The organism is Spirosoma fluminis (assembly GCF_054778895.1).
Genome location: NZ_BAAGZD010000016.1, coordinates 112,461 through 134,219 on the forward strand (window position 1 = coordinate 112,461; position 21,759 = coordinate 134,219).

Annotated in this window: 8 protein-coding genes; 7 read left to right on the forward strand and 1 reads right to left on the reverse strand. The window is 51.7% G+C overall.

Annotation, left to right across the window (positions count from 1 at the left end):
- Positions 1-34 precede the first annotated feature (34 nt).
- Positions 35-4,360, forward strand: coding sequence for a CusA/CzcA family heavy metal efflux RND transporter (locus tag ACYVBJ_RS18515; RefSeq protein ID WP_460983791.1), 4,326 nt, complete (start codon positions 35-37; stop codon positions 4,358-4,360).
- 43 nt (positions 4,361-4,403) lie between these two features.
- Positions 4,404-5,576 carry an efflux RND transporter periplasmic adaptor subunit gene (locus tag ACYVBJ_RS18520; RefSeq protein WP_460983792.1) on the forward strand — a complete coding sequence of 391 codons (1,173 nt, stop codon included), beginning with the start codon at positions 4,404-4,406 and terminating at the stop codon, positions 5,574-5,576.
- A 117-nt stretch (positions 5,577-5,693) separates the two neighbouring features.
- On the opposite strand, the gene ACYVBJ_RS18525 is transcribed toward ACYVBJ_RS18520, so the two are convergent.
- A complete protein-coding gene (locus ACYVBJ_RS18525) occupies positions 5,694-8,654 on the reverse strand; it encodes an FAD-binding and (Fe-S)-binding domain-containing protein (protein ID WP_460983793.1) in 2,961 nt (986 codons plus the stop codon).
- Positions 8,655-9,145: 491 nt separating this feature from the next.
- Between ACYVBJ_RS18525 and ACYVBJ_RS18530 the strand changes: the two genes are divergently transcribed.
- The 5 genes from ACYVBJ_RS18530 to ACYVBJ_RS18550 all read left to right on the forward strand — a co-directional run bounded on the left by ACYVBJ_RS18530 (position 9,146) and on the right by ACYVBJ_RS18550 (position 21,608).
- Entirely contained in the window at positions 9,146-12,277 is a 3,132-nt protein-coding gene (locus ACYVBJ_RS18530) for a SusC/RagA family TonB-linked outer membrane protein (RefSeq protein ID WP_460983794.1), read from the forward strand.
- Between the two features lie 120 nt (positions 12,278-12,397).
- On the forward strand, positions 12,398-13,876 hold the full coding sequence (locus ACYVBJ_RS18535) for a RagB/SusD family nutrient uptake outer membrane protein (protein ID WP_460983795.1): 1,479 nt from the start codon (positions 12,398-12,400) through the stop codon (positions 13,874-13,876).
- A gap of 207 nt (positions 13,877-14,083) precedes the next feature.
- On the forward strand, positions 14,084-17,458 hold the full coding sequence (locus ACYVBJ_RS18540; protein ID WP_460983796.1) for a VCBS repeat-containing protein: 3,375 nt from the start codon (positions 14,084-14,086) through the stop codon (positions 17,456-17,458).
- A gap of 52 nt (positions 17,459-17,510) precedes the next feature.
- Positions 17,511-20,921 (forward strand): VCBS repeat-containing protein, encoded by a 3,411-nt coding sequence (locus ACYVBJ_RS18545; protein ID WP_460983797.1) that lies wholly within the window; start codon positions 17,511-17,513, stop codon positions 20,919-20,921.
- 111 nt (positions 20,922-21,032) lie between these two features.
- Positions 21,033-21,608, forward strand: a complete 576-nt coding sequence (locus ACYVBJ_RS18550; RefSeq protein WP_460983798.1) for a DUF4136 domain-containing protein — start codon at positions 21,033-21,035, stop codon at positions 21,606-21,608.
- Positions 21,609-21,759: the final 151 nt, after the last annotated feature.

Sequence of the window (21,759 nt, forward strand, 5' to 3'; positions counted from 1 at the left end):
CAGCCGCCCCAGCGGTCTGTACTTTTCTATATTCATGTTTGATGCCATTATTCGATTTAGCATTCGAAATAAATTAATGATTGGCGCTTTTGTGGCCGCCCTGATTGGCTGGGGCGGCTACTCGGCGTATAATCTGCCGGTAGATGCCGTACCTGACATAACCAATAATCAGGTTGTTATCCTTACACAAACGCCTGCCCTGGCGGCTCAGGAAGCCGAACGTTTCATCACAACTCCGCTCGAACTGGCGATGGCCAACCTACAGAACGTCGAAGAGATTCGTTCTGTCTCCAGACTGGGTATATCGGTGATAACCGTCGTTTTTACTGAAGACACCGACATGCTGAAAGCGCGCCAGCTGGTTTCTGAACAGCTGCAAACGGCCGTTCAGGACATTCCGGCTGATTACGGGCGTCCTTTTTTGGCCCCCATTACAACGGGGCTAGGGGAAATCTATCAATACACCCTGGTTCCGAAACCCGGCTATGAAGACCGGTACTCGCTAACCGAGTTACGATCTGTTCAGGATTGGATCGTAAAACGTCAGTTGGCGGGTATTCCGGGCGTAATCGAAATCAGCAGTTTTGGCGGGTATCTGAAAGAGTACGAAGTGGCTGTCGACCCCGATCGGCTGCGATCGGCCGGAGTGACCCTAACCGAGCTCACCGACGCTATGGCCCGCAACAACGCCAATACGGGCGGATCCTACATCGAACGGAACAACCAGGCGTATTTCATCCGGGGCGAGGGAGCGGTAGTGAACCTGAAGGATATTGAAAACATAATCATCCGGGCTGACCACGGCCTGCCTATTCGCATCGGTAACGTAGCCAAGGCCCGCTTTGGCCACGCCGTTCGCTTCGGGGCCCTGACTCGTAACGGTGAGCGAGAAGCGGTGGGCGGAATCGTTCTTATGCTGAAAGGAGCCGACTCGGAAACTACCATTGAGGGAGTAAAGGAACGAATCCAGCGCATTCAGTCGTCGCTGCCCGAGGGAATCAGGATTGAACCGTTCATCGACCGGACGAAACTGATCGACCAGACTATCAGCACCGTTAAACGTAACCTGCTGGAAGGCGGACTGATCGTTGTCGCCGTGTTACTCATCTTGATTGGCAGTTGGCGGGCGGGCCTGATCGTCGCATCAGTGATTCCGCTGGCTATGCTGTTTACGCTGGGGATGATGAAAACGCTGGGTCTGTCGGCGAATCTGATGAGCCTGGGAGCCATTGACTTTGGTTTGATCGTTGACGGATCAATTATTATTGTCGAGGCTGTGCTGCATCACTTCGGCTCGAATAAACGCTACGTGGGCCGAACCCTCAGCGCGGCCGAAATGGATGATGCGGTATTCGATTCGGCGTCGTCGATCCGGAAGTCGGCCGCTTTTGGCGAAATAATTATTCTGATCGTTTACCTGCCCATTCTCTCCCTGACGGGTATCGAAGGGAAAATGTTCCGGCCAATGGCGCAAACGGTCGGGTTCGCGATTCTGGCCGCCCTGGTTTTATCGTTGACGTACGTCCCCATGATGTCGGCGCTGCTGCTGCCTAAAACCATCACCGACAAGCGAACCTTCTCCGACCGGCTGATGGATTGGCTGTATAAACATTACGAGCCGTTGGTGAAGGTGGCGTTACGTTGGCGCAGAACAACGGTGCTGGTTGCGGTAGGTATGCTGGCCGGGGTCGCGCTGCTCTTCGGTCGGCTAGGCGGTGAGTTTATTCCGCAGCTCGACGAAGGTGATATGGCAATCGACTTCCGAATGCCGTCTGGTACGTCGCTGTCCGCCACAATCGATGCTACACTCAAAGCGCAGAAAGCACTGCGTACGCATTTCCACGAGGTGAAGCAGATTGTAGGTCGCGTGGGCGCGTCCGAAATTCCGACCGATCCAATGCCCGTTGAAATGTGCGATCTGATGATCAACATGAAGGAACGATCGGCCTGGACAAACGCCACCGATCGTGAAGACATGGGCGAAAAGATGGCGGCCGTGCTGGAGCGGGAAGTACCCGGCGCGTCGGTAGAGTTTACGCAGCCCATTCAGATGCGTTTCAACGAAATGATGACCGGCGTGAAATCCGATATTGTGGTGAAAATTTTTGGCGATGACCTTCAGTTGCTGTTCGATCGGGCAAATGCCTGCGCCCAGCTGATTGAAAAAGTGCCGGGCGTGGCCGGACTGCGCGTTGAACAAACCGTAGGATTGCCCCAAATCAACGTACAGTACAACCGGGATAAGCTGGCACAGTACGGCATCGCCATTGCCGACGTGAATCGACTCATCAAAGCGGGTTTCGCTGGAGAAGCAACGGGTCTGGTTTACGAAGGAGAACGCCGTTACGATCTGGTTGTCCGTCTCGACAGTGCCCGCCGACGGGACATAAGCGACTTGAATGGGCTGTACGTGGCCCTGCCCGGTGGCGGTAGTATTCCTCTGAACGAAGTGGCAACCATTAATTACACGCAGGCACCGGCTCAGATAGCGCATGACGGAACCAAACGACGGATCACTGTCGGCATCAGTATTCGGGGGCGTGACGTAGAAAGCGTGGTGGGCGATATCCGGCAACGGATCGAGTCTAAAGTCAAGCTGCCCGCTGGCTACTATTTTACGTACGGGGGCGCTTTCGAAAATCTTCAGCGGGCTAAAGACCGGCTTAGCATTGCTGTTCCAGTAGCGCTGTTTCTCATTTTTATGCTCTTGTTTGCCACCTTTGGCTCGCTCAAGTACGCTGTGTTGATCTTCAGCTCAATCCCGCTGGCAGCCGTTGGGGGCGTACTGGCATTATGGCTGCGTGACATGCCGTTTAGCATCTCGGCGGGCGTTGGCTTTATTGCCTTGTTCGGGGTGGCGGTACTGAATGGCATCGTGTTAATCGGTTACCTCAATGAGCTTGAACGCGAAGGTGAACAGGACGTCTACGAACGCATCCTGCATGGCCTGCGGGTTCGGTTTAGACCGGTAATCATGACGGCGGCTGTGGCCTCACTTGGGTTTTTACCCATGGCCCTGTCAAAATCTGCGGGGGCGGAGGTTCAGAAGCCGCTGGCAACAGTCGTTATTGGCGGCTTGATTACGGCCACCATCCTTACTCTTATTGTGCTGCCCGTTCTGTATAGTCTGGTAGCCGGAAAAACGAAACGCGATGCATCGACGTCTTCCACAGCTGTACCGACGGCCTTGACAATCTTGCTGATTATCGGACTCAGCGGCAGCGGATTTGGCCAAACGTCGCTGCCGCAGGTGCTTGAACTCGCGAACCGGCAAAGTCTTTTGCTGCGGGGCAGTGCATTGGAGGTAGAGAGCCAGCGGGCGCTGATCCGATCGTCGTTCGATCCGGCAAAAACCGGGGTGGAAGTGCAGGTTGGCCAGACGCAGGCCCAGCCTACCGATTACATTGTGGGCGTGACTCAGACCTTTGCGCTGCCTTCGTTCTACCGGGCGCAAAAGCAGTTGTACCAGAGTGCAGCGACCTCGGCCGAGCGTCGGCTGGCGCTTCGGCGTTTAGAGCTAAACACGAACATCAAGCAGGCGTATTACCAGCTTTTGTTTGATTATCGACTGGACAATTTATTACGTCGGCAGGATAGCTTATTCCAGAATGCAGCCAGAGCCGCGGCTGTCCGTTACAAGACCGGCGAAACAAATCGACTGGAACAGGTTTCGGCCGATACCCGGCTGCAAGGTGTTCGCCTACGACAATTAACGCTACGTGCCGACATCGAAGCGCACGCGCGCGGTTTACAGCTACTGGTAAATGCCTCCGCTCCCGTTGGCATAGATACTACGGTGGCACTCCGTCGCGATCTGCCCTTAACCGAGCGGGTGATTTCCGACAGTAATCCCGTGCTGGCGGCCATCCAGCAGGAACGTACCGTCAGCCGGAATCAAACTGATCTGGAGCGTCAGCGTCTAAAACCAGACGTATTGATTGGCTATTACAACCAGTCGATTCTGCGTGAGCTTGGGTATAATGTTGTGCAGGCGGGTGTCTCACTGCCGTTGTTCAACCAGGCCACAAAGGCCCGCATTGCCGCAGCCCGTATCAATGAGCAGATTGTCGACAACAACCTTGCGTATACGCAAACGCAGTTGGCCGGGCGGCTGGCTACCCTGCAACGCAATGCCGAAACGCTGCGAGCTTCGCTTACCTATTTTGAGCAGTCGGCCTTACCACAGGCCCGGCTGATTCAATCGACGGCGTTACGTAGCTACCGGGCGGGCGAAATTGATTACATAGAGTTTTTCCAGAATGTTCAACAGGCATTCGTCATTGAAGAGCAGTACCTCGAAGCGGCTTTCAATTATACGAACGTCACCATTCAACTTGAGCAGCTGCTGGGTATCGACTAATGCCGATAGTCCCCGCTCATTCACGATCCGAACCATTTTTAGTATGCGATACGTAATAGCATTTTTTAGTCTGATTGCTCTCCTGGCCTGTTCTGGAAAAAGCGAACCCGCCGAAGAGGACGCATCGGCTTCAGGCGAACAAACTGCCGTTGAAGTCCCCCAGTCCGACCAAGTTACGGTAACGCCTGAGCAGGCGAAGACGATCGGCCTGGCGATTGGCTCGGCCACGCAAACGAGCGTCAGCGATGAGATTAAAACAACCGGAACCGTCGACGTACCTCCTCAGTACATGGCTTCGGTGAGTCCGCTGATCACCGGCGTCATCAAAAGTGTAGGCGTGTTGCCCGGCCAGCGCGTTGCCAAAGGGTCCACGCTCGCTACCCTGCAAAGCCTCGATTACATTCAGATGCAGCAGGATTATTTGCAGGCGGTTAGTCAGCTCACGTATCAGGCGGAAGAACTTCAGCGGCAGAAAACGTTAAATGCTGAAGATGTTGGGGCTAAAAAACGGCTTCAGCAGGCCCAGGCCGACTACACCAGCAACCAGGCGCTGGTCAGTTCGCTGGTGCTTAAGCTGCGCACGCTGGGGACGCCTATGGAAGCGCTGAGGAAAGGCAGCTTATCCCCAGTCATGCGGATCGTTTCGCCGGTGGCGGGCTACGTAACAGCCTCCAATGTGCACCTGGGTCAGCAGGTAGCTACGACGGATGTGTTGTATCAGGTAATGGACCAAACGCACAAGCACCTGGAACTGAATGTCTACGAAAACGACGCCTTTAAGGTAAAAAACGGCCAGACAATCCTGCTCAACGATCCCAAGCTTGGGTCAGAAACCGTTCGGGGTAAGGTGTATCTGATTGGGAAAGCGTTTGAAGGCGAGGCACGTACCATCACCATCCACGGGCACATCGACAACGAAGCGCAGGAAGCCCGACTCATTCCGGGTATGTTCTTAAACGCGCGTATTCTGACGGGTACCCGTCAGGCCACTACCTTGCCAGAGGAAGCCGTGGTGCGCAAAGGTCAGCATGGATTCGTCTACGTACCGACTGGTCAGGGGCAAACGTTTCGCCGGATACCGGTCAAGATCGGGCAAAGCGAACAGGGCCGAATCGAAGTTGTCCCGCTCGCAGCAACCAATTTATCGAAGGTTGTCGTTAAAGGCGCTTATGTTCTGGAAGCGCAGCTTACTAAAGGAGAGGGTGAGGAAGAGTAAGCGAACGTAGGTTGTATTTTTTGCTGACGCTGGGGTCTGCCGTAGCGGATCCCAGCGTCAGCAAAACGCGGTCAGGAAGCAGTCAACAGAGAACAGGTTTCACCTGTCGCACGCAGCCTACGCCAATGCTTCGAATAAAATCTCAGCAGGGTGCTTGGCGTGGCGAGCCGTACCATCTTTGATCTGATGGCGGCAGGAGGTTCCAGGGGCGGCAATAATCACATCGTCGGGCTGCTGACGAACGGTGGGGAACAGCACCAGTTCCCCAATCTTCATCGATACGTCATAATGCTCCGCTTCGTAGCCAAACGAACCCGCCATGCCACAGCAGCCCGACGGAATCAACTGCACCGTGTAATTTCTGGGCAGCGACAACGATTTCTTGCCGGGTACCAGCGACGAGACCGCCTTTTGCTGACAGTGTCCGTGCAGCTTTATCAGCCGCTTCTCCTCGGTAAACTGCTCCGGACGAATGCGGTTGGCATCAAGTTCACGGGCCACAAATTCCTCAAAGGTCAGGGCGTGCTCGGCAATACGTTTCGCATCGGCCACCAGCGACTCGTCGACCAGGTCCGGGTATTCGTCGCGGAACGTAAGAATGGCCGAGGGTTCTAAACCCACCAAAGGTGTATCGGCCGTAATTACGTCTTTAAGGGCCCGTACGTTATTGTTGGCTAATTGTTTCGCGTATTTGAGCATACCTTTCGACAAGGCCGCCCGACCACTTTCGCCGTGTTTCGGAATCTGGACCTGGTAGCCAAGCCGCTCAAACAACTCAATGGCTTTCTGCCCAACCTCTACGTCGTTATAGTTGGTGAATTCATCACAGAAAAGATAAATCAAAGGACCGTCGGCCTGTTTTGATCGGCGGCCATCGGCCCACCGTTTAAGCGTCGTTTTCCCCATCAGGGGCATGCTGCGCTCGGGATGGAAACCCACTACGCGATTGGCAATGCGCCGAAGGGCTGGTGTTCCCAATACGCCGTTCCAGGCCCAGGGAACCAGCGAAGCCAGTCCGGACAGCCGGGCGAAATTGGCAATGAGCCGCGCCCGGATCGGTACGCCATTGGCATCATAATAATGCTGTAAGAACTCCGCCTTCAGTTTGGCTACGTCTACGTTCGACGGGCACTCGTTTTTGCAGCCTTTGCAGGACAGACAGAGGTCATATACGTCTTTTATTTCTTCGTGGTCGAAACGATTCTCCTTGGGCGACCGCGTCAGCATCTCCCGCAGAATGTTGGCCCGCGCCCGCGTGGTGTCTTTTTCGTTGCGGGTCGCCATATAGCTGGGGCACATGGTGCCGCCCGAAAGCTGGGTTTTGCGGCAGTCGCCGGAGCCGTTGCACTGCTCGGCATGTTGCAGAACCGTTTGGTCATGGTACCGGAAGTACGTCTGAAACTCCGGAGTCTGCTGGCCAGCTTCGTACCGCAGGAACGTATCCATCGGGGGCGTCTCGACGATTTTACCTGGATTAAAGATACCGTCGGGGTCCCAGGTATGCTTGAGCTGCCGCATTAGCTCATAATTGTGCGGACCAACCATCTGCGGAATAAATTCGCCCCGCAGCCGACCGTCGCCGTGTTCGCCGGATAACGAGCCGTCGTACTTCTTCACCAGCGTAGCAATCTCTTCGGCAATCATTCGATACTGCCGGTGCCCTTCTTCCGTTTTTAGATTTATGATAGGACGGAGGTGCAATTCTCCCGAACCCGCGTGGGCGTAGTGAACCGAGGCCATGTTGTGCTTGCGCAGAATCACGTTGAAATCGCGGATGTAATCGGGCAGATCCTGCACATCAACGGCCGTATCTTCAATTACGGCCACCGCTTTTTCATCACCGGGTAGGTTTCCTAACAGACCTAAGCCTGCCTTGCGGAGGGTCCAGATCTTCTTGGTGTCATCGCCGAATAATAACGGGAAGTGATAGCCCAAGCCTGCCGCGCGCAGTTCAGCTTCCAGCTCAGCCGCCAGCTGCTCAATTTCGGCCCGCGTATCGCGCGACAAATCGACTACCAGAATAATCGGGAAATGGCCGGTAGGCGTCTTCTGGACGAAGAAGCTGTTTTTCCGCTGTTCGGCATTTGTGTCGGCCCGCTCCAGAATAATATCGTCGATCAGTTCAACGGCGTAGGGCTTATACGGAAGAGCCACCAACGTAGCGCGCAGCGATTCGTCAATCGAGTGGCAGTGAATACAAACCAGGCCATTCTCTTTTGGGGGCAGCGGAACCAGGTTCAGCTTGATTTCGGTCAGAAAACAAAGCGTACCTTCCGATCCGGCAATCAGCTTTGTCAGGTTAAAGGGCTCCCCGCCCTGCGTAAATGGCTCCATATCGAGCAGCACATCCAGGGCATAACCCGTATTCCGCCGTTCGATGGTTTTCTTGGGGAAGTTGCGCCGGATTTCTTCCTGGTTCGCTGGATCAGCCAGTAGCGCATTCGTTTTGAGCAGAATCCTGTCGGCCAGCGCTGCCGAGCCATTTTGGCGGCTGGCTTCGCTAACCTGTTTAGTAAATTCCCAGTTGGTAACCGGGCCAAACTCCACTTCCGAGCCGTCGGCCAGCAATGCTTTTACGGATAAGGTATGCTCACGCGTAGCCCGGTACACGACTGAGTTCGAGCCGCAGGAGTTATTGCCAACCATACCACCGATCATCGCCCGGTTCGCCGTGGAGGTTTCGGGACCAAAGTACAGGCCGTACGGCTTCAGAAACTGATTCAGCTCATCGCGGACAACGCCGGGCTGCACACGTACCCAGCGCTCGTCGGGATTTACCTCCAGAATTTTGGTAAAATGCTTGGATACGTCCACGACAATACCGTTACCGACCACCTGCCCCGCCAGCGATGTGCCCGCCGTACGCGGAATCAACGATACAGGTTCACCCGCCTGTTTTTGCTGCCGGGCGAAGGTGATTAATGCCTTCAGGTCGTCTACCGTTTTCGGAATGGCAACGGCCGCCGGAACCTCCCGATAAGCCGATGCATCCGTTGCGTATAAAGTGCGGTACGTAGTGTCAGTGAAAAGGTCGCCGGTTAACTGATCGGCTAATGTCTGGAAGGCGTAAGCGTTCATTGCAAGCGGTCTGGCAGGCTTATGAGTGAATCAAGCCATTTTGGTTAGCAAAAATAGCTGTAAATACTACAAAATTTTTGTCCTTCACGTTCTTACGCTGTCCATATACGTAAACATTATAAAATACTATTCATTCATTACAGATCCGTTAGCTAACTGGTTGAAAGATAGAATTATAAAAACCGCACTGTTCCTTGTAGTGGAAATAATACAATTTCGTTGGCATATTTTAACAGAATTTATGATACAATAGTAACCCTGATTAACCCGATTTTAACTTTGTGTCATTTGTATTTTCGTAATGACATTTTGTAATTTGCTGACGGGTTCAGGTTAATATTCTACTTTTTCTAACCAAGTTTCTATGATAGAGACATTTACAAACGCATAGGCAACCTGCATCTCTATCAAAAAGCCAGAAAAGCAGAACTCAATCCATTAATCTAAGCCAGCATTTATACTCATTTTTTATAAATTTTTACTGTATACCTATGATGGACAATTCCTGTATTATTTACCGTTCTGGCGGTTATGTAGGCCAGGTTAGAACAACCCGAACCCAGTCATTTGGGCAGAAGGCCTCAATGAGCTTTCTGGCGGTGCTGGCGATGGTGCTGCTACTGGGAAACTTTACTGCCTGGGCGCAGGGACGTACTGTAACGGGCCGGGTTACGGACGGTACGGGCTCATCGCTGCCGGGTGTGAGTGTACAACTGAAGGGCACGCAACGCGGAACGAATACCGATGCGGAAGGAAGGTTTTCCTTGAACAACGTACCCGACAACGCCACCCTAGTCTTGAGCTTCATCGGTTACACATCGCAGGAAGTGGCGGTTGGTAACCGGTCATCGATCGATGTCAAACTTGTCGACGACACCAAGGCACTGGAAGAAGTAGTGGTAGTAGGCTACGGTACAGCAAAACGGAAAGATCTGACTGGATCAGTAGCTCAGGTTACCTCGAAAGACTTTAATGCTGGCGTTAATCCAAATCCGCTGCAGGCTATCCAGGGTAAAGTTGCTGGTCTGGTTATTACCGCTCCGTCGGGTGATCCCACCCAGCAGCCAACCGTTCGTCTGCGTGGTTACACCTCGCTGGCTGGCGGGTCGGATCCATTGTATGTAGTTGACGGTATGATTGGTGTTCCCATCAGCACCATTGCTCCTTCCGACATTGAGTCGATGGATGTACTGAAAGATGCTTCAGCAGCTGCTATTTATGGTTCACGGGCGGCTAACGGCGTTATCCTCATTACGACCAAGCGTGGTAAGTCGGGCAAAACAACGGTTTCTTTTAATAACTATGTAGGTATATCTACCATTTCGAAGCAGTATGAAATGCTGGACGCACAAGGGTATCGGGATGCCGTTACTAAAATTAAAGGAGCTGCGTCCTTAAATGATAAGCAGCGTTTTCCGGATGGAAATTACAATACCGACTGGACGAAGGAAGTTACTCAGAACGGAGCCGTCAACAACCATGATCTTGCTGTTGCTGGTGGTTCACAAACGTTCAGTTATAGAGGTTCGCTTAACTACATCAATCAGAACGGTATCATCAAAAATACGGGACTGGATCGTATAACGGGTCGTATTAACCTCGATCAGAAGGCGTTCGACAACCGACTGAACATTCAGTATAACCTGTCGTACTCGGAAACGAACAAAAAATATGACAGTGGCATCATCGGCCGGGCCGTTACGTTCCTGCCAACGTTGCCGGTACGCAACGCTGATGGCTCGTATTATGAGGTAGGTGGTAGCTTCGACCTCTTCAACCCGGTTGCCATGCAGGAAAACGTTATCAACAACGGTGTTCAGCGGTATCTGCAAGGCGGTATGAACCTGCGCTATGAGATACTGGACGGCTTAACAGTAGGGGTGAATGGTCAGATCCAGCGGGATAATACGGTTAATAACTTCTACACCAATCCAGCCATTAAAGCATTTGCTGCTAACAATGGCCGGGCCAGCCGGAATTTCTCGGAATCGAATACAAAATTACTGGAGCTAACGGCTAACTACGCCAAAGGATTTGGCACTCAGAACAGTAACTACTCACTATTAGCGGGTTATTCGTACCAGAATTTTGATAACGACGGCTTTCAGGCAGCTAACTCGGGTTTTGTAACCAGCGATATCAATTACAGCAACCTCGGTTTGGGCTCAGGTACCCTGGTGAACCCTGGTAACAATTATGCTACGTCATACCGCAACAACTCAAAGCTGATCTCCTTCTTTGGGCGGGCTACGTTGAATCTGAACGATAAGTACAACGTCACTGCTACGGTGCGTCGGGATGGTAGTTCTAAATTTGGTGCTAACAACAAATGGGGCGTATTCCCGTCGGTAGGTGCAGGCTGGACCATTTCCAACGAGTCATTCTTCCCAAAGAGCAATACGCTTAACTTCGTAAAACTGCGTGCCGGCTGGGGCCAAACGGGTAACTCGGAAGGTATTGCCGCTTACAACTCGATTCAGCTGTATGGTCAGAAAGGTACCTATTACGATGGTACGCTGGGTGACTTCCTGCCAGGCTATGGCATCTCGCAGAACGCGAATCCGAACCTGAAGTGGGAGGTACTGACAACGTCGAACGTTGGGCTGGACTTCCAATTGCTGGGTGGCCGCTTCTCGGGTACGCTTGAATATTATAACAAGCTGACCAAAGACATGCTCTATCCGTACTCGGTACCTGCCGATGGTATTACGTACTTTACCAACACGATTCTGGCCAACGTAGGCTCGATGCGGAACAGCGGATTTGAACTATCCTTCGGTGGCGATGTCATTCAAAAAGGGGATTTCTCCTGGAATTCACGGGTTGTAGGTGCCTATAACAAAAACACCATTGTTTCGCTGTCGAATGATCAGTTCAGTAACGGACAGGTTCGTTTCAACCCGTTCAATGGTCGTGGTCTTTCCGACGTATTCGCGTCGTATCTGGTACCAGGTCAGCCATTGGGCGAATTCAATAACGTACCAACCTTCACGGGAGCTTACAATGCCGATGGACAACCTCTGCTAAAACCAGGTACGGGTGACACGCCGGTAGCGGATGTATCAAAAGCGGATGCTGCGGCTGCTGTTGCAGCCGGTAGCCCACTTAGACAGGGAAACCCGCAGCCGTTCCTGAACGCTTCGTTTATCAACACATTCCGCTACAAAGGATTTGATTTGTACTTCCAGTTGCGCGGTACGTTTGGCAATACGATCCTGAATGCTATCCGGTCCAACCTGTTGATTCCAGGCTCTATTCTGGAAACCAACATGCTAAAAGGCGTAACGGATTATCCTAACAACTACGGGGTGAACGTATTGTCGACAAACTGGCTGGAAAGCGGTTCATTTGTCCGTTTCGATAACTGGCAGATTGGCTATAACATCCCGCTGCCAGCCAGCAAATACATCTCGAACGCCCGAATTTACGCAGGTGGTAACAACTTGTTTATCATCACTAAATACAAAGGCGTCGATCCTGAGCTACAGGTAAAAGCTGATCTGCAGAATAACGGTCAACTTCAGCAGGCTCCGAATGCCGTTGGTTTAGACGGAGGTGGCTACGGAAACGTTGTTTACCCGAAAACCCGCACGTTCCAGTTAGGCCTTAACCTGACGTTTTAATGAGTTTTTTCATAGATCGGATTAGTACAAAAAATTCGGTTCGTGAAAACTATACTAATTAACACAGTGTATTGATTCATTAATCCAAGCGCTGTAACTAGTTAACAATCAAAGATCTTTATGAAAAGAATACACATAAAATTGCTTCTGGGCTGTTCAGCTTTGATGCTGGCAGGTCAAGCCTGTACCGATCTTACGGAAACAACCTATGACGTTATTCCGACAAGCGGTACGTTTGGCAGCACTCCTGCGCAGGCCGCTGCCCTGATTGGCCCCCTTTACAATGGTTTAGGCGAATACTGGGGTAACAAAGTGAACATGAACGCGACCACCGATGAGATGATTGTTCCGACTCGGGGGGGCGACTGGAAAGACGGCGACAACTGGCTTCGTTTGTACACCCACACCTGGAACCCTGTTACGGACAACGGTCAGTTCAATGGCCCCTGGAACTGGTGTTACAATAACATTACGTCGATTAACCAGCAGCTAGGTACCATCAAAGACGAGGCTACCAGAGCAGAATTACGTGCATTGCGGGCGTTTTTCCATTATGAAGCCATGGATATGTTCGGTAACGTAATCATTGCCGATCAGGTCAGCAGTGGAACGCCCAAGCAAAGCACCCGCACCGAAGTGTTTAACTTCGTCGAGAAAGAACTGCTGGCCGTTCGTCCGAGCCTGAGCAGCACTGTCGGTGGAGCATACTACGGGCGGATGAACAAATACGTAGTCGATATGATTCTGGCTAAACTGTATCTGAATGCGCAGGTATACACTGGTACGGCTCGCTGGCAGGATGCGGTTACTCGTTGCGATACCATCATCAACTCGGGTAAATTCAGATTGGCCAGTGATTTCTTCAGCAATTTCAGCATCCAGAACCAGGGCTCGCCTGAAATCATTCTGGCTACGCCTTTCGATAAGTCGAAGCGGGGCGGTTTCCACCCCCAGATGCAGACGCTTCACTACCTGAACCAATTGACGTACAACATCGGTACGGCTCCCTGGAATGGCTTTGCTGCAGTAACCGAATTCTACAACTCCTTCGACGACAAGGACGTCCGCAAGAAAATGTGGCTCGTAGGTCAGCAGTATAAAGCCGATGGCACACCGTTGCAAGATGATAACATACCGCTGGCTTACACGCCAGAAGTTAAGTCATTTGTCTTGGCTGCGGGGGCTGAAGGACGGGTACAAGGCGCACGTTACCAGAAATACGAAATTCAGAAGAACAACAGCTTCACCGAGCAGGATAATGACTTCGTTGTTTTCCGCTTAGGCGACGTGTATCTGATGCGGGGTGAAGCCAAGTTCCGCTTAGGGAACACGGCGGGAGCTTTAGCCGACATGAACGTCATTCGGGCGCGGGCGGGTATGCCAGACTTTACGGCGCTGACGCTGCCAAATATTCTGGCCGAGCGGGGCCGCGAGCTGGCAGGCGAGTTGCACCGCCGTCAGGACCAGATCCGGTTCGATACGTATGCAGATGCGAAGCGGTTTAAAGGCGTTGATCCGGATAAGCACTTCTATCTGTATCCAATTCCGAACGATCAGCTTTCGCTCAATCCAAACCTGAAACAGAATCCTGGCTATTAATCCACTTCTGATTCAGTTACCCAAAAAAGCAAGCTCAATCGGGCTTGCTTTTTTGGTATTATTCCTGATTTAAAGCCAATTAATTATCGGAAAGGGATAAATAGAGCGTTATTTTTAATAGATTTGTCTTCCTATTCCAGAACTGTTCCTAAACCCTTCCTGATCTTGTTCCGTAACTGATACATTTCTTATTAGGTGTTTGTGCTGATGCGCATTTGTTTGTTTTTCTTCACTGTAGTCATACTGGCTGGTTGTCGGTCAGGTCAGCAGAGCCCTTCAGACCCGCTATTCCAGAAACTTTCTGCCGACGAAACACGGATCAATTTCGTCAATACCGTTACCGACGATAAAGATTTCAACATTTTTAATTACCGAAACTTCTACAACGGAGGGGGCGTAGCCATCGGTGATGTGAACGGGGATGGGCTGTCTGACCTGTTCCTGATTGCCAACATGGGCGACAGCAAACTGTATCTCAATCGCGGTAAGATGCAGTTCGACGACGTAACGTCTAAAGCCGGGGTCGCTGGCAAAGGGGCCTGGAGTACGGGCGCTACGTTCGCCGACGTGAACGGAGACGGGCGGCTGGACTTGTACGTATGCAACGCCGGCATCCGCAAAGGAGACGATCGGTCCAACGAATTATACATAAACACCGGCAACGATAAAAATGGCGTCCCTACGTTTCAGGAGCAGGCGGCTGAATATGGATTGAACGACCGGGGTTACTCGACCCACGCGGCTTTTTTTGACTACGACCGCGATGGTGACCTGGACATGTATCTGCTCAACAACAGCTTTATGCCGGTTGGGCGGTTGATGTACGCAAACATACGGGCTCAGCGGGATTCGCTCGGCGGGCATAAACTCTTCAGAAACGATCAGGAAAAAGGAAAACACTTCGTTGACGTCAGCGAGCAGGCGGGCATATACGGTAGCCTGATTGGCTTTGGACTTGGCATTACCATTGGCGACGTAAACGACGACAACTGGCCTGATATTTACATTTCCAACGACTTCTACGAGCGCGATTATCTGTACATCAACAAGCAGGATGGTACGTTTCGCGAAACCATTAAAGAATCGATGCCGCACACCAGTCTATCGTCCATGGGCGCGGACGTGGCAGATATTAATAACGACGGCAAGCTGGATATTTTCATTACCGATATGTTGCCCGGTGATGATCGGCGGCTGAAAAAGAACTCTACCTTCGAGAGCCACGAGCTGGAGCAGATCAAGCTCAACCGCGACTTCCATTATCAGGTCATGCAGAATATGCTGCACGTGAACCAGGGCAATCAGCCGGGTAACGAAGGACTGCCGACGTTCAGTGAAGTGGCCCGATTTGCGGGGGTTCACGCCACCGACTGGAGCTGGGGCGCGCTGATCTTCGACATGGACAACGATGGCCGTAAGGATCTGTTCGTGGCGAATGGCATCGCGAAGGACGTAACAGATCAGGACTTCGTTAACTTCCTTGCCGATCGGGAGAACATTGCTCAGATTGCCCGCCAGCGCGCTTTTAACTTCAAAGAATTTCTCGACAAAGCCCCTTCGGAAGCTGTGCCGAACTACGCGTTTCGGAACGAAGGGAATCTTCAGTTCACCAACAAGGCGTTCGAGTGGGGATTATCCGAACCGGACTTTTCGAACGGGGCCGCGTATGGAGACCTCGACAACGATGGGGATCTGGAACTGGTTGTGAACAACGTCAATTCGCCCGTAGCCATTTATCGGAATCTGTCTCAGGAGAAGTTGAAAACCAATTACCTGAAAGTAAAATTGGTAGGTGAAGGCAAAAACCTGAACGCGATTGGGGCACGGGTATTTGTTCACCAGGCGGGTCAGATGCAGGTGTTGCAGCAAATGCCAAACCGTGGCTTTCAATCGTCGGTTGATTTGAATATGGTGTTCGGTCTGGGAAACCAGCCACGGATTGATTCGGTACGTGTTGTCTGGCCTGATGATCGGATGCAGACGTTACATCAACCCAAAGCGAACCAACTGCTTACACTTCGCATGAAGGAGGCCAATCAGCTATGGAGATCTGCTCCTGTTCAAGTTAATAAGGCTTTCGTCGATAATTCAGCCGCGTCGGGGTTAAACTACGTTCATACCGAAAGCAACTTCGTTGATTACAATCGCGACGCTTTGCTCAAGCAGCAACTGTCTACTCAGGGGCCGGCGATGGCTACGGGGGATGTTAATGGCGACGGTTTAGAGGACATTTTCTTTGGGGGCGCCGACGGGCAAGGTCACCGGCTTTTCATTCAGCAGCCAGGCGGTCGTTTCGTCGAGAAGACCCCGGCTTCGCTGCGGCAGGATACGGCCTGCGAAGCTGTGGACGCTGTTCTGTTTGATGCAGATGGAGACACTGACCTGGATCTTTACGTAGTTACGGGCAGTAACGAGTACGATGCCAACGCTGAGGAGTTGCTGGATCGGTTTTACCTCAACGATGGGAAAGGTGGATTCACCCGTTCCGAAACGGCGTTGCCTAATCTGAAAGCGAGTGGCTCCTGTGTAGCCGCTGCCGATTTCGATCAGGATGGCGACGTGGATTTGTTCGTCGGCTCTCGGTTGGTTCCGAGTCAGTATGGACACAATCCCCCGAGTTATCTGCTGACTAACGACGGCACCGGCAATTTCAAAAACTATACGAAGCGGTCGTTACCCGACGCAGATCAACTGGGTATGGTAACCAGCGCCAGTTGGGCCGATCTCAACGGGGACAAGTTTCCCGAACTGATCATTGTGGGGGATTGGATGCCTATACGCGTATTGGAGAATAAACGGGGTAAACTGAGTCAGAGTCCGGCCATGACGATAACCACTGCCAAGGGCGAAGCTATGAAAACCAATGGCTGGTGGAACTGCGTGAAAGCGGGCGACGCTGATGGTGACGGCGATTTGGATCTGGTGGTCGGAAACCTGGGTCTGAACTCCCGAATCCGGGCCACGCAAACCACACCCGCCGAACTCTACATCGGCGACTTCGACCAGAACGGCACCACGGAGCAGATTATTAATTGCGCCGACGAAACCGGCGAGTTATACCCTATGGTGCTGAAGCAGGACCTGCAAAAACAAATGCCCAGCATCAAGAAAAAGTACGTGAAGTACACTGACTACGCCGGTAAGAAAATTACCGATATCCTAGACGAAAAACAGCTTAGCGAAGCCGTGGTGCAACGGGTGTATATGGGTGCCACAGTACTGCTCCTGAACGACGGCAACGGTAAATTAACCCTCCAGCAACTCCCGGCCGAAGCGCAGTTCTCGCCAGTTTGTGGCGTTCAGTTTCTTGATTACGATCACGACAACCGAACGGATCTGGTATTAGCCGGTAACTTCTTCGACGTATTACCCGAAGTAGGGCGTTACGATGCCAGTTATGGGGTTGTGTTACGTAACACGGGGAAAGCCAAAGATGGTAGGGTGAACTACCAGGCCATAAACCCCGCGCAGTCTGGCTTTTTCGTGCGGGGACAGGTCCGGCGTATGGCCCGGCTGGCACAGGGACAGCTCGTGCTGGCTAAAAACAACGATCGGGCACAGCTCTTTGTGCTGAAAAAGTAACAGACAACGAACGCTCCATTATGCGTTGTCTTTATCATTCACTATTTGACAAATGAAACGGATTGCTTTCTTCTTTATCGCCAGCGTAACCGCATTGGTGGGGTGTAACTCGTTCAATACAGAAAAACAACTTTTTCAGTCGCTCGACTCTACCCAGACGGGCGTGGGCTTCATTAACCACGTAGTACCCTCCCAAAAACTGAATATTCTGGACTATCTGTATTTCTATAACGGCGGGGGGGTATCGGCGGGTGACATCAACAACGATGGGCTGACAGATTTGTACTTTGTGTCGAACCAGGGCAAAAACAAGCTGTATCTGAACAAAGGAAACTTCAAATTTGAAGACATCACCGAAAAAGCTGGCGTGGAAGGCTTCTCCGACTGGCAGACTGGCTCGACTATGGCCGATATAAATGGTGACGGATTGCTCGACATATACGTGTGTGCCGTGGGCAACTTCCGGGGGCTGGAAGGAGCTAACGAGCTGTACATCAACAACGGTGATAATACGTTCACCGAGAAAGCGGCCGATTACGGACTCGACTTTACGGGTTTTTCGACGCAGGCCGCTTTCTTCGATTATGACCACGATGGCGATCTGGATTGTTACCTGTTGAATCACGCTGTGCACACCTCCCGCAGTTACGACCGGGTAACCGCCCGCAATCTTCGAAATAATGAGTCGGGCGATTACCTGTACCAGAACATGAGTGTTGAGCAGGGGGCGACAGGGCAAAAGACTCAGGGCGCACAGACAGCACCAAAGGGACGCATAACCAAGTTTGTCAATGTGAGTGAAAAAGCAGGCATATACGGCGCGGCTATGGGGTACGGACTGGGTATATCGGTGGCGGATCTGAACAACGACGGATGGGAGGATTTGTATATATCGAACGACTTCCACGAGGACGACTACTATTACATTAACAACCAGAATGGTACGTTTACCGAAAGCGTAAAGAAAGCATTCCAGCATACGAGTCGCTTTTCGATGGGTAACGATGTGGCGGATGTAAACAACGACGGGTTCGCCGATATCGTTACGCTCGATATGTATCCGGAAGACGAGACGGTCGAAAAGGCATCGTTAGGCGAAGACCCGTTAGATATTTATCTCTATAAACTGGCTTACGGATACATGAACCAGTACAGCCGCAACTGCCTGCAAGTGAACCTGTCGGGTAAAAAATTTATGGATATTGGCGCGATGGCCGGTGTAGCCGCTACCGACTGGAGCTGGTCGCCTTTATTGGCCGATTACGACAACGACGGTATCAAGGATCTGTTCGTCTCGAACGGAATTGTCCGGCGGCCGAATAACCTGGAGTACGTGAAGTTTGCTTCCGACGACTCATTGCGGTACGCCATAGAAACCTCAAAATCACTCGATGAGCGGGCGACTAAGCTTATGCCTGAGGGCAAAGTGCACAACTACCTGTACCGGGGAACGTCCAGCCTACGATTTGAAGACAAGTCGACTGCCTGGGGGTTTAGCACGCCCACGTTCTCAAACGGATCGGCTTACGCTGATCTGGACAACGATGGCGATCTGGATCTGATCACGAATAACATCGATGATCCGGCCGGTCTGTACCGCAACGATGCGAACACAATTTATCCGGATAACAAATACCTGACGGTTAAACTAAAAGGGCAGGTACCCAACGTATTTGGGGTAGGGGCCAAAGTTATTCTTAAGTATAAAGATACTACCTCTGGTAATCAGATGCAGGTGCAGCAGTTAATGCCTACCCGTGGGTTTGAGTCGTCAGTAGCGCCAGAATTGTTATTTGGCTTAGGGAAACGGGCCATAATCGACTCGGTGATTGTGATCTGGCCAAGCCAGCGGATGGAAGTCCGAACGAACGTTCAAGCGAATCAGGTGCTGACGCTCCGACAGGTCGATGCTCAGTTGGATGCTACTACGTACCGCTATACCAAAGCGACCGGCCAGCCCCTGTTTACGGATGTTTCGGCAACCGACTCAATCCCCTACCGCCACCAGGAAAATAAAGAATACTTCGATTACGTGCGTGAGCCCCTCATGCCGTTTCAGGTATCTACTGAAGGACCTCACCTGGCGATTGGGGACGTAAATGGCGATGGCCTGGAGGATATGTACGCCGGCGGGGCCAAGTGGCGGGCCGGTAGCTTACTGATTCAACAACCTACGGGCCAGTTTAAAGCCATGCCGCAGGCTGCCTTTGCGAAAGATTCAGTATACGAAGACGTAGATGCTGCCTTCTTCGATGCCGACGGTGATCAGGATCTGGACTTATACGTAGTGTCGGGAGGAAATGAGTTCTACGACAAAATGCCCGAACAACTGGATCGGCTTTATCTCAATGATGGAAACGGCAACTTCACCCGCTCGACCAATGCTTTACCGGCCATGTATGACAACAAAAGCTGCGTTCGACCCTTCGACATTGACCGCGACGGCGACCTGGATCTGTTCGTTGGTGGGCGTGTCATCGGCTTTGGGTATGGAAAATCGCCTAACTCATATCTGCTCATCAATGACGGGAAAGGTAAATTTTCGGACCAGACGGACAACCTATCGACCGGTCTGCGCAAGGCGGGAATGATTACTGATGCAGTTTGGGCGGATTACGACGGCGATAAAGATGTAGACCTGATTCTGACCGGTGACTGGATGCCGGTTCGTGTCTTCGCCAACAATAAAGGCAAGTTCACCGAGGTCAAAACCATTACGGCCGATAAAACGCCACTGAACGGGTTCTACCAACGTATCGTTACGGCCGACTTTGACCGGGACGGTGATTTAGACATCATAGCCGGTAACCTGGGCACCAACAGTAAACTACGTAAAGGTGATAACCCTCAGTTGCGGATGTGGGTTAAAGATGTTGACAATAACCAAAGCCTTGAGCAGATTATTGCGTATAAGCGGGGCGATGACTGGTACCCGTTGGCGTTCAAAGATGAACTCGGTAAGCAAATGCCCAGCGTAATCAACAAGCGATTCACGGATTACGTATCGTTTGCGGGTAAGCCCTTACAGGATGTACTGAACAAGGACGAACTGAAAGGAGCTGATGAGTTTACGGTCAATCAGTTTGCATCGGTGTACCTGGAGAACCAGGGCGGTACGTTCGTTGTCCATGAATTGCCCATGCTCGCGCAAGTATCAAAGCTGTTTGCGCTGCTTCCGGTTGATATGGATCAGGATGGCGATCTGGACGTATTGGGCGGGGGGAACTTCTACGGGGTCAGCACGTATCAGGGGCGCTACGACGCCAGTTATGGATTGGTGTTACGTAACGACGGTAAGGGTAAGTTTACAGCCTTGTCTCCGATCGACACTGGTTTTTTGCTCAATGGCGAAATACGGGACATTCGCTCTGTTAAGACCCCAAACGGAACGCTGATTGCTGTCGCTAGAAATGGGCAGTCTATGCAAGCTTTTAGGTTGAAAGTCAATGCATTAACTCGGTAGGGCATCTGTAAACACTACTGGCATTCTGGAATTTCCCGATTAGTATTGTTAGTTAGTAGAGTAAACGAAGGCTGCTCAAGTCAGTTGACTAACCCGCTAATTAACAACCAGATGAAACGAACACTTGCCCTGGCCATCGCCTTAATACTAGGTTGGTTCGGCCAACTTGCGATTGCACAAGTAAGTACTGATTATGATCGTTCGGTTGATTTTATCCGCCATCATTCGTACGCGTTTGCGAAGCCCAATGTAAAAACGGGCAACAATCCGATCTATAATAGTCCGTTGCTGCTGAAAAATATTCAGGGAAATCTGGCGCGTCAATTGAAGGACCGAGGTTTGACTTACCAGAAATCAACTCCGGATCTGCTGGTGAAGGTGCATACCTATTCCGAGAACAAAACGCGTAACGTCCTGAATAGCGCGTACCCATACGCTGGCGGCTTTTTCCCGTATCGGTTAGGTTACTGGCCGTATTGGGGTGGCTATTATGGTGGCCAGACCTATCTATCGTCAGGAGAACTTACGCAGGGTACGCTGCTGGTTGATATGATTGATGCGCGTACGAACAAGCTCTTGTGGCAGGGTGCCGTTCAGGGTGTGGTGGATAACCCAAAACGCCTGGAGCGACAGGTTGCTCGTGGGGTTCGTAAAATAATGAAAGACTACCCCGTGAAAGCGTCTTAATTGAGTCGATAGAGCCCCGGCTACATGACGCAGTTGGGGCTTTGCTTTACATAAGCAGGCAAATGATATTACTAATACCCAGCTTTTTAGTATGCCAATTAATTCCGTTATTTTTGTAGGTACTAGTCATCATACACGTATTGTTGGCTGG